This window comes from Enterococcus italicus, assembly GCF_023743875.1.
GTDB lineage: Bacteria > Bacillota > Bacilli > Lactobacillales > Enterococcaceae > Enterococcus_G > Enterococcus_G italicus.
Window position 1 is genome coordinate 166,835 of record NZ_JAMRVB010000001.1, and the last position, 13,932, is coordinate 180,766.

At 39.1% G+C, this 13,932-nt stretch carries 15 protein-coding genes and 1 pseudogene; 11 read left to right on the forward strand and 5 right to left on the reverse strand.

Annotated elements, in window-relative coordinates:
• Positions 1–59 precede the first annotated feature (59 nt).
• Both NE257_RS00825 and NE257_RS00830 read right to left on the reverse strand, forming a co-directional pair.
• Positions 60–914: a DegV family protein gene (locus NE257_RS00825; protein WP_007209016.1), complete on the reverse strand. Its 855-nt coding sequence runs from the start codon at positions 912–914 to the stop codon at positions 60–62.
• Positions 907–1,464, reverse strand: coding sequence for a DUF1836 domain-containing protein (locus NE257_RS00830; protein ID WP_251851083.1), 558 nt, complete (start codon positions 1,462–1,464; stop codon positions 907–909). Before NE257_RS00830 ends, NE257_RS00825 begins: the two co-directional genes overlap by 8 nt.
• Positions 1,465–1,621: 157 nt before the next feature.
• Between NE257_RS00830 and NE257_RS00835 the strand changes: the two genes are divergently transcribed.
• Genes NE257_RS00835 through NE257_RS00845 form a run of 3 tightly spaced genes read left to right on the forward strand, consistent with a single transcriptional unit; the run spans position 1,622 to position 3,971 of the window.
• Complete coding sequence (locus tag NE257_RS00835; protein ID WP_007209014.1) at positions 1,622–2,140, forward strand: pyrophosphohydrolase domain-containing protein; 519 nt, start codon at positions 1,622–1,624, stop codon at positions 2,138–2,140.
• Between the two features lie 15 nt (positions 2,141–2,155).
• On the forward strand, positions 2,156–2,902 hold the full coding sequence (locus NE257_RS00840; protein WP_251885571.1) for a tyrosine-protein phosphatase: 747 nt from the start codon (positions 2,156–2,158) through the stop codon (positions 2,900–2,902).
• Between the two features lie 22 nt (positions 2,903–2,924).
• Positions 2,925–3,971: a P1 family peptidase gene (locus NE257_RS00845; protein WP_251854915.1), complete on the forward strand. Its 1,047-nt coding sequence runs from the start codon at positions 2,925–2,927 to the stop codon at positions 3,969–3,971.
• Positions 3,972–4,050: 79 nt separating this feature from the next.
• Here NE257_RS00845 and NE257_RS00850 read toward each other — a convergent pair whose 3' ends face one another.
• Together NE257_RS00850 and NE257_RS00855 are read right to left on the reverse strand one after the other, a co-directional pair.
• Positions 4,051–4,638, reverse strand: coding sequence for an N-acetylmuramoyl-L-alanine amidase family protein (locus NE257_RS00850; RefSeq protein WP_251885572.1), 588 nt, complete (start codon positions 4,636–4,638; stop codon positions 4,051–4,053).
• 84 nt (positions 4,639–4,722) lie between these two features.
• Positions 4,723–5,043 (reverse strand): hypothetical protein, encoded by a 321-nt coding sequence (locus NE257_RS00855; RefSeq protein WP_251885573.1) that lies wholly within the window; start codon positions 5,041–5,043, stop codon positions 4,723–4,725.
• 193 nt (positions 5,044–5,236) lie between these two features.
• On the opposite strand from NE257_RS00855, the gene truA reads away from it, so the two are divergent.
• Both truA and NE257_RS00865 read left to right on the forward strand, forming a co-directional pair.
• Positions 5,237–5,983: a tRNA pseudouridine(38-40) synthase TruA gene (truA, locus tag NE257_RS00860; RefSeq protein WP_251885574.1), complete on the forward strand. Its 747-nt coding sequence runs from the start codon at positions 5,237–5,239 to the stop codon at positions 5,981–5,983.
• Between the two features lie 30 nt (positions 5,984–6,013).
• Complete coding sequence (locus NE257_RS00865) at positions 6,014–6,358, forward strand: zinc ribbon domain-containing protein YjdM (RefSeq protein WP_251885575.1); 345 nt, start codon at positions 6,014–6,016, stop codon at positions 6,356–6,358.
• Positions 6,359–6,480: 122 nt separating this feature from the next.
• On the opposite strand, the gene NE257_RS00870 is transcribed toward NE257_RS00865, so the two are convergent.
• A complete protein-coding gene (locus NE257_RS00870) occupies positions 6,481–7,635 on the reverse strand; it encodes a cobalamin-independent methionine synthase II family protein (RefSeq protein ID WP_251851087.1) in 1,155 nt (384 codons plus the stop codon).
• Positions 7,636–7,928: 293 nt separating this feature from the next.
• Here NE257_RS00870 and ahpC point away from each other — a divergent pair, with 293 nt between their 5' ends.
• The 6 genes and pseudogenes from ahpC (at position 7,929) to NE257_RS00900 (ending at position 13,923) form a co-directional block, all read left to right on the forward strand.
• The gene (gene ahpC, locus NE257_RS00875) at positions 7,929–8,492 is read left to right on the forward strand and encodes an alkyl hydroperoxide reductase subunit C (RefSeq protein WP_007209007.1); all 564 of its coding nucleotides are present in this window, start codon (positions 7,929–7,931) and stop codon (positions 8,490–8,492) included.
• 12 nt (positions 8,493–8,504) lie between these two features.
• The gene (gene ahpF / locus NE257_RS00880) at positions 8,505–10,040 is read left to right on the forward strand and encodes an alkyl hydroperoxide reductase subunit F (protein WP_251885576.1); all 1,536 of its coding nucleotides are present in this window, start codon (positions 8,505–8,507) and stop codon (positions 10,038–10,040) included.
• 136 nt (positions 10,041–10,176) lie between these two features.
• Positions 10,177–11,070 carry an EamA family transporter RarD gene (gene rarD / locus NE257_RS00885; RefSeq protein WP_251851089.1) on the forward strand — a complete coding sequence of 298 codons (894 nt, stop codon included), beginning with the start codon at positions 10,177–10,179 and terminating at the stop codon, positions 11,068–11,070.
• Positions 11,071–11,125: 55 nt separating this feature from the next.
• Entirely contained in the window at positions 11,126–12,277 is a 1,152-nt protein-coding gene (locus tag NE257_RS00890; protein ID WP_251885577.1) for a glycerate kinase, read from the forward strand.
• 198 nt (positions 12,278–12,475) lie between these two features.
• Positions 12,476–12,868 (forward strand): annotated as a pseudogene (locus NE257_RS00895) (transposase); the annotation flags it as partial.
• 95 nt (positions 12,869–12,963) lie between these two features.
• Entirely contained in the window at positions 12,964–13,923 is a 960-nt protein-coding gene (locus NE257_RS00900; RefSeq protein WP_251851986.1) for an IS30 family transposase, read from the forward strand.
• The last annotated feature ends 9 nt before the right edge of the window (positions 13,924–13,932 follow it).

Consider the following 13,932-nt stretch of genomic DNA (forward strand, 5'->3'; position numbering starts at 1 on the left):
CCGGTTAATCTTTCCGGATTCATCTGAAACATGTTCTTTTATTAAGAATTCATAGACGCTTAATCGAGTACTTGCACGCCCAGTCCGATCAACCCTGGACCTGTATGGACAACTAAGGCAGGTGAGATTGTATCAAAGAAAATTTTTTCAGCTGTCGGAAAAGTGTGTTCAATTAGTCCTTTGAGCCACAGCGCTTCTTCTAACGCATCCCCGTGGGCAATCGCGATGCGGTATCTGACATGTGTGCCAATATCTTTTTTTAGAAGCGTAAGTAAGTGTTCGAGGCTTTTTTTTCTTCCACGTGTTTTAGCAACGGTATAATAAATTCCATTTTCATTACAGGAGATAGTTGGAAACAGACGCAAAGCCGTGCCAATCAAGGAGGAAACCAAGCCAATCCGGCCCCCTTTTTGTAAATATTCCAGCGTGGCTACATTGAAATATATCTTTGTTTTAGGGACGTCTTTTTCTAATTGCTGGCTGATTTCATGCCAAGATTTTCCTTCATCAATCAGCTCAATCGCATGGATGGCTTGTAGTCCAGCGGCGATGCCAATGTTTTTTGTATCTAAGACAAACATCTCCAGTTCTGTATCTTCGGCGAGCAATCGCAAAACGTTATACGTTCCACTTAATCCACTTGAAATAGCGACGGCGATGATTTTTTCATAACCATCTGTCATAATTTTGGTCAGTACTTTAGCAATTTCTGATCCCGCTGGCAGCGAAGTTGAAGGAATTTCTTCTGGTAATCGTTTGTAGACTTCCTCTGGGGTAATATCTATTTTGTCACGGTATACTTGATTTTTGTAGATAACTTGTAAGGGTATCGTATATACATTGGGTAATTGACTATATGCAGTAGGCAAATCCGTACCTGAGTCAACTAAGATAGCTATTTTTTCTTTATTCACTTTTTTCCACCTTCTCTAAATACTGTTGTTCCAGTTCAATCATTTTTTCGGCGAGCAGTTTCTCTGCAAAGGAGCGAGTGGCTGCTTTTACTGCAATTAATTCCAAAGGAGTTGCTTGTTTTTCCAAACGGATAGGCCCATCAATTTGCTGTTTGATAAAATGAATGGCTTCTTCTTGCTCGCAACAAAACAGATCATAGGCCTTACGAATGCCGACCTGCTTCCCTTGAAAAAGGATCCCTGTTCGAATTTCATTGATTGTGAGCACTTGCTTGAGCGAAGTAATGGCTAATAAAAAGGCCAAATGTTTACGGTTGTACTTTTTTTTAATTGGTGCGGGAATAATGTGCAATTTGACGTAGTTATTGACCATTGCTGCAGTTAGCAATGGATGCTTTTCTGATTGAATTACCGGTGAAAGGTATTTGTCTATTATGGTTAAAACTTGATCCATATACAATTCTAAATCAGGTAATTCTTCCCATTTAGGCAAATGAAAAGACTGTAATTCATCTGCCCAAGCTAATAGTTTTTCATGTATCTGTTCCATAAACGCATCCTCTTTATTTCAATAATAATTTCATCTAGTTATTAAAACTAGATAAATTATAGCACGAAATAAGTTGCTTGAAAAGATGTTACTTTTTTGCCAAAAATGTGATAGATTGATAACAACCTAGTCAAAAGAAAGTGAGGCAAAATAGAGCATGTCACAGACACCATTTGAAAAAGTTCAAGCATTTCATCAAAAATTTGATGCACCAGGAAGTCAAATACCGCAGGCTTTTCAAGCCGAACAGATGTTGAACCGCGCAGGATTTAAAGTAGAGGAAATCGTTGAATCGCTTTATGCAACAGCGAATAATCAACCTGAGGTATTCGAATCATTGGTTGATGGCCTTCATCAAAAAATCGATGAAGCGGTTCAAAAGATTCAAACCAAACATCAACCGGTTGATGATGTACTGGTTGGACAGGTGGATGCTTTAATTGATTTACTGTATTTTACCTATGGATCGTTTGTCCTCATGGGTGTCAACCCAGAACCGCTCTTTGCAATTGTTCATGATGCAAATATGGGGAAAATGTTTCCTGATGGTCAACCTCATTATGATGAAAAGACACATAAAATTTTAAAACCAAGTGGTTGGGAGGAGCAATACGCCCCAGAACCACGAATAAAAGCGGAATTAAATCGCCAACATATGCAAAAAGAGGAAGAATAATACAGGAGGTATCGCATGAATTTAGTGAATTTTCGAGATTTAGGTGGGGTAAAAACAAAAGAAGGAAAAGTTATCAAACCCAATCGTCTTTTGCGCTCAGGAGAATTGGTGCAACTAGACGAAGAAGGGAAAAAAGTTTTAGCCCAACATCAACTGACAAAAGTGATTGATTTGCGTAGTGAAGACGAACTGGAAAAACGGCCAGATGATGCGCTACACACCATTGATTACCAATGGATTGATATTATGAAAGATGTCAAAGAAAATGCCAGTATGGATGCATTGTTGCAAGCAGGAGAATTAGAAGCTGTCGATCGTCACATGAAGCAGATTTATACCAATTTAGTGATGAATGAAGGCGCTCAAAAAGGATATCGCCAATATTTTGAGCAATTGCTCGCAACAGAAACCGGAGGCGTGTTGTTCCATTGCTTTGCTGGTAAGGATCGTACAGGAATGGCGGCTGTCTATGCGTTAGAATTATTAGGAATTTCCCGTGACGCAATTTATCAAGATTATTTGCAAACAAATATCCAGCGGGCAAAACCAAATGAGAGCATGTTTGCTGAGTTGGCGAAACAAGGAGCGACCAATCAGCAAATTGCAGGTGTCAAAATTGCGATGGAAGTATCGGCCAGTTATTTGGATCACGCGTATCAATTGATTAAAACGAAATATGGCAGTATGCAAGAGTATGCGAAGGAAGCGTTGCTACTAAGTACTCAAGATCAAAAAGACTTGCAAGCTTTGTATTTGGATTAGTAAAATCAAAAGGAGAAAAACGATGGGATGGCAAGACTTTCAAGATGACTATAATCAACCTGATACACGTTGGCACAAGGGTCCGTTGAATCTTCTGACCGATGTTCCTGGGATTACTGTCGGACATCAAACGGTACGGCTTGGCAAGGTTCAAACTGGTGTGACAGTGATTCAACCTGCAACAGGCAATGTGTTTCGTGAAAAATTACCTGCAGCTATGCATGTAATCAATGGTTTTGGAAAAAGTACTGGTTTTATGCAGGTGGAAGAACTCGGAACACTGGAGACACCGATTGTATTGACGAATACGTTGGCTGTCGGAACGGCTTATCAAGCGCTGGTACGGCGCCTGTTAGCAGAAAATCCAGAAATCGGGATCTCTACGGGAACGGTCAATCCAATTGTTATGGAATGCAATGATGGGCAAATCAATGCCATTCGAACACTATCAGTAACGGAAGAAACGATTCAGCAAGCATTTGCAGCTTGTACCGAAACATTTGCGGAAGGTGCTGTTGGCGCTGGGACTGGCATGTGCTGTTATGATTTAAAAGGTGGGATTGGTTCAGCATCTAGGCAAATTACCTTCGATGGTCAGACCTTTACGATGGGGGCATTGGTGCTTTCAAATTTTGGTTCGCTAGAAGATTTGGTTATTAATCATCGTGCTATTGGCAAAGAATTAAAAAAAGTCATTCAGGCAGAAAAAAAAGTAGAAAAAGGCAGTATTATCACTATTCTAGCAACTGATTTGCCTTTAGATGTAAGGCAATTAAAGCGACTTGCCAAACGGACGAGCGTCGGGATTACTCGAACTGGCTCGTTTATTGGCAATGGAAGTGGGGAAGTTAGTTTTGCCTTCTCTACTGCAAATCGGGTGGCACATTTTGCCGAATCTGCATGGTCAATGCGAACCGTTCTTGCTGAAAACCTCATGGACGATTGCTTTCGAATGACGGTTTCTGTTGTAGAAGAGGCCGTGGTGAGTTCTTTAATGCATGCACAATCGACATGTGATATCCATGGTAAAACAGTCTATTCACTGAGCGATGCACTTGCACGTCTGTAAGAATCACAAAAAAAGAGTCTAACTCACTTTGTTGGTTTCATCAGAAAACAAAGGAGAGACTCTTTTTTCGTGGAGATAGTTACTTAGAAAGATTATAATAATTTTCGATGCCAGCAAGGATGGCGTCTGCCACCATTTGTCGATAGTTGGCTGTATTCATAATTGCAAGGTCATTGTCGTTGTTTAAATAACCCAATTCCAATAGAATACCCGGGACGAATGTGTTTCGTAGGACCATATAGTTGGCGACTTGAACTCCTCGATCTGACAATGAATTGTTTGCAGCTAGTTGAGTATGAATAGTATTGGCGAACGCTTCGGAATGGTCATAGTAATAATAGGTCGTATAGCCCTCTGCTTGGTTAGCATAATCATAATTATCGTAATGAAAACTAATGAATAAATTGGCATTGGCATTATTGGTTATTTCAGCAACTTTGGCCAGACGCGTGTACTCACTATCTTTTGTCCGTGTCATGATTACATTGATACCGGCCGCTTCCAGTGTTTTTTTAACTGTTTTCGCCGTTGCAAGTGTTAGGGTCTTTTCATAAATCGTTTCCGTGTTGTCCAATGATCCGACATCATCGCCACCATGTCCTGGATCTAAAACAACGGTCAATTCATCTAACGAGTTGATGGTAGTTTGTACTTTATAAATTGCCATTTTTCCATGCTCTTTTTCAATGTATCCAACTAGATTGTCTGGTGTTTTTATTTTATAGAATGCCCCTTCTGTTCCATGATAATCTTACCATACGCCATCGTATGTTTGACCAATGACTGTACTTGAAATTGAAGCCGTTTCATAAATTGGCACAGAGTAGTCAGCATCCGTAGCTGTGTTTACATCCAAATTGCTTGTATCCACTGTTGCCTGAACATAGGGCGTTTTCGTAAATGTTCTTTTGATTATTTTTTTTTGGGCAACAGTCATCGTCGTTGTTTGCTGCGTATCGGTAGAACGATTATTTAGTTGATGGACTACTACAAAGCCAACAATGCCTAGAATGAGGATGAGTTGCAATCGTCTGCGGTATTTCTTTTTTAATCTACGTCGTTTTTTCTTCACAAAGTTTCCTCTTTTTTTCTCTTATTCTATAAGGAAAGCTTGAAATTTATTTGAAGATTTCCTCAGCATTTTTTGAACATAGTGATATCTAAATAGTATAGCAAGAAAACAAAAAAAATCGTAGCATTGTTTATCCAATTGTTAAAAATATGGTAGATTAAAGAGTGTGCAAAATACGATAAGGAGTAGGTACATGAGAAATATAAAATTAATCATTGAATATGATGGAACCAGATACCAAGGGTGGCAACGATTAGGGGACTCGGATAAAACCATACAAGGGAAATTAGAGAAGATTGTCAGTCAACTAACGGAAGAAACCATTGAGTTGATCGGATCTGGTCGAACCGATGCAGGAACACACGCACGCGGTCAGGTCGCCAATTTTAAAACAAATTGCAATAAATCGTTGGAAGAGATGCATCATTTCTTTTTGAAGTACTTGCCAAAAGACATTGTAGTGACAAGTATTGACGAGGTACCAGAACGTTTCCATGCAAGATACAATGCGGTGAGTAAGCAATATAGTTATTATGTACGACACGCAGAGCTTCCTTCTGCGTTTAATCGTAACTATCATTTTTATGTAGCAGAACCGCTTGATTGGGAGGCTATGACAGAAGCTTGTCTAAGATTAACTGGAACGCATGATTTTCTTGGTTTTTCCGCTTTAAAGAAGTCTAAAAAATCAACCGTTCGAACGATTGAGTCCATCGAGATGGAAAAAGAAGAAGCGATGATTCGCTTTGTGTTCCGAGGCGATGGCTTTTTATACAAAATGGTGCGGATTATGATGGGAACAATCTTAGCGGTGGGGAAGGGTGAAATGACCGTCAATCAGATTGACGATATTTTTCAAGCCAAAATTCGCCAGGCAGCAGGGGAAACTGTACCTGCTCAAGGGTTGTTTTTAGATGGCGTCTTTTATGAAAAAAACTGAACTTTTAAATAAATACGAAAGGAGTCTTTTATGTCAAAACTACCAAATTGTCCAATGTGTAACAATGAATACGCGTATGAAGATCGCGGCTTATTGATATGTCCAGAGTGTGCTCATGAATGGGTTGCTAGTGAAGAACAAAAGGTTGAAGAGGGAGTAGTTGTCCTTGATCGCAATGGTGCCCGTTTAGCTGATGGAGACAATGTTATCGTGATCAAAGATTTAAAAGTAAAGGGCGCAAGTGGCTCCATCAAACAGGGGACAAAGGTGAAAGCCATTCGTCTCGTTGAGGGAGACCATCAAATTGATTGCAAAGTAGATGGCTTCGGTGCGATGAAACTAAAAGCAGAATTTGTTAAAAAGGCAGATGCCTAGTGCTGACTAGCTTGCAAAGCCGATAACTAAAAACCTATCCATTCATAACCAGTGCGTATCGTTCTTCGTCAAGAAACGATTTGAAAGAACGCAATAGTATGAATGAATAGGTTTTTTATCGATTATTCTCCCCAGTAAGCTTGGGCAATTTTTTGTCCTTGATTAATTTTTTGCCATTGTTGTTCTTGGGTCAACTCATTCCCGCAATCACAAGAGGCAAACCCACATTGATGAGAAAGATACAGACGTTCTTTTGGTAAAATGGTGCTGGCTTTATCCAATAATGCAACAACGCGTGTTTCATCATCTAATGTATTTGTTTTGCTTGAAAGAAGACCTAGAACAACTGAAACATCTGGACGATCTTTTAAGACTTCCAATGCAGAAATGTCGCCAGCTCGATCATCATCCCATTCTAAAAAGAAACGGTCGTAATGTTGATCACGTAAAAATTTTTCAGCAATTGCTGCATAGGAACCACCTGCAGCGTGACGGCTTTGGTAGTTTCCGCGACAATTATGCGTCCAAACATGCAAGCCTAATTTATGACCATAATCTGCAATTTCATTATTGATTGCTACAAATTCGTCAGCTAAGTCTTCTAATCCACCATTACCCTCAGTAAAAAAACTGGAGTCGTTATCTTCAGCAAAAAGCTCCCATAAACAGTCATCAAATTGAATAATCTTTCCGCCGGCTGCTTTATAATCATCTAAAAATTCTTTGTATGCCTGAAGCAGACCTTCTTTTAAGGCTTCCTTTGTCTTGTAGACTTGATTTTCGCCATATAGTCCATCAAAGATTGCTAGTTCAGTGAAGGCATGCGCTGCTCCCCAAACAGTTAGTTTCACTTCGGTATCCCCAGCTTGTTCTTGTAGTTCTTTGAAAATGGTTAAGAAGTGATGGTCTTTTCCCGAAAGTGGTGCCGTGATTCGAATGCCAATATCTTTACGGGTTTCAAAATGCCCACCATCTAGATCTTTAAAGCTATAACCTTGATCTGCAATATAGCGTTCAATGCCCGCAAATCCCCATAGGAAATCCAAATGCCACATCGATTTTGAATATTCACCATCAGTTAAGACCGTGATTCCTTGATTTTTTTGCTCTTCAATCACATTTTTAATTGCAGCTTCCTCAGTTTCTTTGTATCCAGGGAAAGAATCATAAAATGGATAGCGGATATCTTCGCGTTGTTCAATTTGTTCTTTGTAAGTTAATAAATCATTTGAGCGTAATAACGATCCTACTAATTGGAAACGGTCTGTTTTTGTCATTTGAGTACCTCCTATTATTTCGTGCTACGATAGACTCATTGTAACAAGAATTTTATTTTTGCGATAATAGCTATTTATTTGGTTATGTAATAGTTTTAAACTATTACATAAAAACTTTTAGTAAAGCTGTTATTATCAATTAAAAAATATAAATGAAAAAAATCCGTAGATGAAGAATAATATTCATAGATTTTTCTTGTTTTTCTTGACTTAAAATTGTTTTAAGATAATAATTATTATTGAAAGGCGCAATAGTATTGTACCTAGAAATAAAAAATTAGGAGGAATGAACAATGTCATTAGTTGGAAAACCAGTGGAAGAATTTCAAGCACATGCTTATCGTAATGGAGATTTTGTAGAAGTAAGTTCGGAAGATTTAAAAGGTCAATGGAGTCTTTTTTGTTTTTATCCTGCTGATTTTACCTTTGTATGTCCGACAGAATTAGAAGATTTACAAGAACAATATGAAACATTGAAAGGATTAGGCGTGGAAGTGTATTCTGTTTCAACCGATACGCATTTTACGCATAAAGCTTGGCATGATCATTCAGATGCGATTGGAAAAATAACCTATACAATGATTGGTGATCCAAACCACCATATTTCTCGTATTTTTGATGTTTTAGATGAAGAAGCTGGTGCTGCTCAACGTGGGACATTTTTAATTGATCCAGATGGCGTGATTCAAACAGTTGAGATTAATGCTGATGGTATCGGTCGAAATGCAGCGCACTACATTGATAAGGTAAAAGCTGCCGAATACGTTCGGACACATCCAGGAGAAGTCTGTCCGGCAAAATGGAAAGAAGGATCTGAAACATTAAAACCAAGCTTAGATTTAGTAGGGAAAATTTAAGGAGGGTCTCTCATGAGTTTAGATCAAGAGATTAAAGGCCAATTGCAACAATACCTTGCATTGTTAGAAAATAATGTGGTGTTTACGGCTAGCTTTGATACGAGTGAGCATTCAAAGGAAGTTCAAGCCTTCTTGGAAGAGATTGTTTCAATGTCTGACAAGCTTTCATTGCAAACAGAAAAATTGCACTATACGCCGAGCTTTCGAATAGACACAAAAAACGGCTCTTCTGGCATCGTATTTGCTGGGGTGCCACTAGGACATGAATTCACTTCATTTGTCTTGGCTTTGTTACAAGTGGGTGGACGTGCACCGAAAATAGATGAGGCAACTGCGGAACGGATTAAAAATATCAAGCAAGAATTTCATTTTGAAACATTTGTTAGTCTGACTTGCCACAACTGTCCAGATGTTGTCCAAGCACTAAATATTATGAGTGTATTGAACTCATCTATTTCGCATACGATGATTGAAGGTGGCATGTTCAAGGACATAGTTGAAGAAAAAGGGGTTATGGCCGTACCAACAGTCTTTTTAGATGGTAAGGAATTCGCAAGTGGCCGCATGTCCATTGAACAAATATTGGATAAATTACCAATCGAAGCGGAAGTTGAAGATGATTTGTCAACGCGAGATCCATATGATGTACTTGTTGTTGGTGCTGGACCAGCTGGCGTGAGTGCTGCGATTTATGCTGCGCGTAAAGGAATCCGCACGGGAATCATTGCCGAACGATTTGGTGGTCAGGTTTTGGAAACAGTAGGAATTGAAAACTTGATTGGTACGCCTTATACAGAAGGAGAAAAATTAGCCCAAGCGTTAGAAATTCATGCCAAGGAATATCCAATTGATATCATCAAAGCAAGAAAAGTTGCTTCTTTATCAGTGGAAGGTGACATGCATGTCGTGACGTTAGACAATGGTGCGACATTAAAAGCAAAGGCATTGATTATTGCTACGGGTGCAAGATGGCGTAATGTCAATGTTCCTGGTGAATCCGAATTCAAAAATAAAGGCGTTGCCTATTGTCCACATTGCGATGGACCTTTGTTTGCAGGCAAAGACGTTGCAGTTATCGGTGGAGGAAATTCAGGAATCGAAGCGGCCATTGACTTGGCAGGTTTGACGAAACATGTCACTGTCATTGAATTTTTACCAGAATTAAAAGCTGACGAAGTGCTTCAAAAACGATTGGCGACACTAACGAATGTGACAGTCATTAAAAATGCTCAAACAATGGAAATTTTAGGTGATAAAAAAGTAACGAGCTTAACTTATAAAGATCGCGCAACGGAAGAAATTCATGGTGTGGATTTGGCAGGGGTTTTTGTCCAAATCGGACTAGTACCAAATACCGAATTTTTGGATGAACGGTTTGCCAAAACAAAAATGGGCGAAATTGAAGTCGATAAGCGTGGTCAAACAAGTGTCCCAGGGATTTTTGCAGCAGGAGATTGCACCGACAGTGCCTACAAACAAATTATTATCTCGATGGGATCAGGAGCTACCGCAGCATTAGGTGCATTTGATTATTTGATTCGCCATTAAAGAACGTAGGAAGGAAGAGTGCATACTTGCCTCTTCCTTTTTTTGATGGTGTTAGTAGATATTTCAGAAAATGATTGTTGTCTTTTTCATTACCTGATATGATAGAAAAAAGTTCATTTACTAAGGAGTAGATGCAATGCAAAATCGAACAAAAGGAATCATAACAGGTGTCAGCTCTTATATTCTCTGGGGTGTGTTAGGGTTATATTGGTCACTGCTAAAAGAAGTACCAGCTCTTGATATTTTGGGGTATCGCTTTATTTTTTCTCTAGTTTTTATGGCGGTTATTTTGTCTTTTCAGAAACAGTGGACATCTTTTTTTGTGAGTGTCAAAACATTATGGCAATCAGGAAAAATTATTTGGGTCATTTTAAGTTCCCTTTTCATTGCCTTAAATTGGGGAACCTATATTTATATGGTTGGACATGGTCAAGCCACTGAAGCAAGCTTAGGGTATTATATTATGCCATTATTGAACGTGGTCGTGGCGGTGTTTTTTTTCCGGGAACCACTAACAAAGACAAGCGTTCTGGCTGTTTTGTTTGCGACAATTGGCGTGTTATTATTAACGATTCAGACAGGTTCGATTCCTTTCAATACGATGATTGTGGCATTTGCCTTCTGTTTTTACGGTGTTCTAAAAAAACAAATTGCACTACCAGCTAGTTTTTCGCTAACGTTAGAAACGATGGTCTGTTTTCCGTTGGCGGTGGGGTATTTCTTTTTCTCAAAGACACCCTCTCTCTTCTCTTATGATGGGTTAACGATTTCCTTACTCGTATTGAGTGGAGTCATTACAGCTGTTCCTTTGCTGTTATTTACAGTTGCCGCAAAATCATTGGATTTTTTGACTTTGAGTTTTATTCAATACATTAATCCAACAATTCAGTTATTGATAGCAGTGTTTTTTTTCCGCGAAGCATTCGATCCTCATAAATTGATTGTTTTTGTTTTTATCTGGATAGGCATTGCAATTTTTACCATTGGCAGTATTCACAGCTACCGACAAGCTATTTTTTATAAAAAATAGTTTGTCGTTTTTTTTATGAGCATGCTATTGTAGAAATAAAAAGGAGGGAAGGCTGATGGGAAAACGAGTCTACGTTTTGGCACCAGATTCATTTAAAGAAAGTATGACGGCACAAGAAGCTTGCCAGGCGATGGCAGTCGGGATTCGGCGTGTGCAGCCAGATGCGACGATTCTTCAGGTTCCTATGGCAGATGGGGGTGAAGGGTCGATGGCTGTTTTGGTAGAGGCACAACAAGGACGCTATCAGTCAATGATGGTTCACGGTCCTTTAGAAAATCAAATGGTTCAGGCTTCTTATGGCATCATAAATAATGGCGAGACGGCTATTATCGAAATGGCTCAAGCAAGTGGTCTGGGACTCGTTCCAAAAAAGAAGCGACAGCCGTTGGATACGTCGTCTTATGGAACAGGGGAGTTATTCATGGACGCTCTCGCCAAAGGAGTAAAAACAATCGTACTGACATTAGGTGGAAGTGCCACGAACGACGCGGGTGCAGGAATGTTGCAAGCACTAGGAGGAAAACTAATGCGTCGAGATGGACAACCCATCTCTTGGGGAAATGCTGGACTTTCAGAATTGGTTCACCTTGATTTGATTGAAGTCAAATGGCTGCTGGCAAATAAAACCATTTTGCTAGTGAGCGATGTCAACAATCCTCTTTTAGGTAAAACAGGAGCAACCGCGGTATTTGCAAAACAAAAGGGTGCAGTTGCAGCCGATTACACTCGCTTAGAAGAGAATATGAAACGTTTCGTAGCATTATTGGAAAAGAAGGAGAAAAAAGAATTCCATACCATTCCTGGCTCCGGGGCCGCTGGCGGACTAGCACTACCACTCCTGGCACTAGGCAACGCCACCTTTGTATCGGGTGTGCAGTATGTAGCAGAAAAAGTAAAGTTAAGTGCGGCTATTCAAAAGGCTGATTGGGTATTTACTGGTGAGGGGGGCATTGATTTCCAAACCAAATTTGGTAAAACTCCGTATGGTGTCGCTCAAGTGGCTCGTCAATATCATAAACCAACCATTGCATTTGGTGGAAAAATTGGATTGGGCATCGATTCACTTTACGCTGAAGGGTTTGATGCTATCTTCGGAATCCTCGGACAAACGGGTTCGCTAGATCAAGCATTGAGCTCTGGACCAGAGAACTTGGCTCGTACAGTTGAGAACATCGTACGCTTGTTACAAATTTCGCAAAAGGGATGAAAAATAGCTATATTAAAAAAATAAGAGGTGATATAATTTTTGTAAGCGGTTGTAACAAAGTGCAAAAAAAAAAAGCGCCGAAACAGCGCCACTAAAAGTTAAAACGCCGATTGTAAAATTAAGCTAGACAACTAAAAAAAGTCATTTGTGCTACACTCAAAATAGTTCCGACGAAAGAATTATAAGGAGTGAGTACAAATGACCTATAACCATCTTACACCAACTGAACTCGTAATGATAGAAGCTTATTTCGATCAATCACAACCTGTTTCAAAAGTAGCCAATCTGTTACAACGTTCTCGACAAACTATTTATAAGGTCTATCGTTTTCTTAAATCTAGTGGAAGCGCAATGAGCTACTATAAACAATATAAGAAAAACAAACGTAACTGCGGAAGACATCCGATTGTTTTACCTGATGAGCAACAGGAATACATTCAAAAAAAGGTTGTTCAAGGGTGGGCTCCTGATGTCCTTATTGGTCGAGCAGAGTTTCCTATTGCTTGTTCGGTACGTACACTGTATCGAATGTTTAAAGATAAAACCTTTGACACTCACGATTTACCAATGAAGGGAAAAAGAAAACCAAACGACGCTGATTGTAAAATTAAGCTAGACAATTAAAAAAGTCATTTGTGCTACACTCAATATAGTTCCGTCGAAAGAATTATAAGGAGTGATCACAAATGATCTATACCCATCTTACACCAACTGAACTCGTAATGATAGAAGCGTATTTTAATCAAATGCACTCTGTTTCAAAAGTAGCCAAACGATTACAACGTTCTCGACAAACCATTTATAATGTCTATCGTTTTCTTAAAAATGGTGGAAACGCAATGAGTTACTATAAACAATATAAGAAAAACAAAAGTAACTGTGGAAGACGTCCGATTGTTTTACCAGATGAGCAACAGGAATACATTCAAAAAAAGGTGGTTCAAGGGTGGGCTCCTGATGTCCTTATTGGTCGAGCAGAGTTTCCTATTGCTTGTTCGGTACGTACACTGTATCGGATGTTTAAAGACCAAACCTTTGATAGTAAACACTTACCAATGAAGGGGAAAAGAAAACCAAACGGCCACAAAGAAACCCGAGGAAAACAAGCGTTTCGCCGTTCAATTCATGATAGAACTCATGATTATACCCACTTCAATCATGAATTTGGTCACCTGGAAGGTGACACCATCGTCGGTGGAAAACATAAAAGTGCAGTCATTACTTTAGTGGAAAGATTATCTAAAGTGATCATTACGTTAAAACCTACTGGTAGACAAGCCAAAGATATTGAAAATAGATTGAACCAGTGGTTCGACTCTGTTCCTAAGCACTTATTTAAATCAATTACGTTTGATTGTGGGAAAGAATTTTCTAATTGGAAAAACATCAGTAACATCAATGATATTTCTATTTATTTCGCTGATCCAGGAACACCTTCTCAACGAGGATTAAATGAAAATTCGAATGGATTATTACGTAAAGATGGCTTATATAAAGCTATGGATTTTAATGGTGTATCCGAAACCTTTATCCAATCAGTGGCATCAAAACGAAATCATATTCCGAGAAAATCATTAGACTATCGAACACCATTGGAACTATTTTTGAGTTACGTAGATAAAGATGATTTGTCTAGCTTAATTTGACAAATGAAA

Coding starts and splice junctions, on each gene's coding strand:
- NE257_RS00850 (WP_251885572.1), bottom strand. CDS start 4,638: ATGGCAATTTATAAAGTACAAACTACCATCAACTCGTTAGATGAATTG.
- rarD (WP_251851089.1), top strand. CDS start 10,177: ATGCAAAATCGAACAAAAGGAATCATAACAGGTGTCAGCTCTTATATT.
- NE257_RS00890 (WP_251885577.1), top strand. CDS start 11,126: ATGGGAAAACGAGTCTACGTTTTGGCACCAGATTCATTTAAAGAAAGT.
- NE257_RS00835 (WP_007209014.1), top strand. CDS start 1,622: ATGTCACAGACACCATTTGAAAAAGTTCAAGCATTTCATCAAAAATTT.
- NE257_RS00870 (WP_251851087.1), bottom strand. CDS start 7,635: ATGACAAAAACAGACCGTTTCCAATTAGTAGGATCGTTATTACGCTCA.
- ahpF (WP_251885576.1), top strand. CDS start 8,505: ATGAGTTTAGATCAAGAGATTAAAGGCCAATTGCAACAATACCTTGCA.
- NE257_RS00830 (WP_251851083.1), bottom strand. CDS start 1,464: ATGGAACAGATACATGAAAAACTATTAGCTTGGGCAGATGAATTACAG.
- NE257_RS00900 (WP_251851986.1), top strand. CDS start 12,964: ATGATCTATACCCATCTTACACCAACTGAACTCGTAATGATAGAAGCG.
- truA (WP_251885574.1), top strand. CDS start 5,237: ATGAGAAATATAAAATTAATCATTGAATATGATGGAACCAGATACCAA.
- NE257_RS00845 (WP_251854915.1), top strand. CDS start 2,925: ATGGGATGGCAAGACTTTCAAGATGACTATAATCAACCTGATACACGT.
- ahpC (WP_007209007.1), top strand. CDS start 7,929: ATGTCATTAGTTGGAAAACCAGTGGAAGAATTTCAAGCACATGCTTAT.
- NE257_RS00865 (WP_251885575.1), top strand. CDS start 6,014: ATGTCAAAACTACCAAATTGTCCAATGTGTAACAATGAATACGCGTAT.
- NE257_RS00840 (WP_251885571.1), top strand. CDS start 2,156: ATGAATTTAGTGAATTTTCGAGATTTAGGTGGGGTAAAAACAAAAGAA.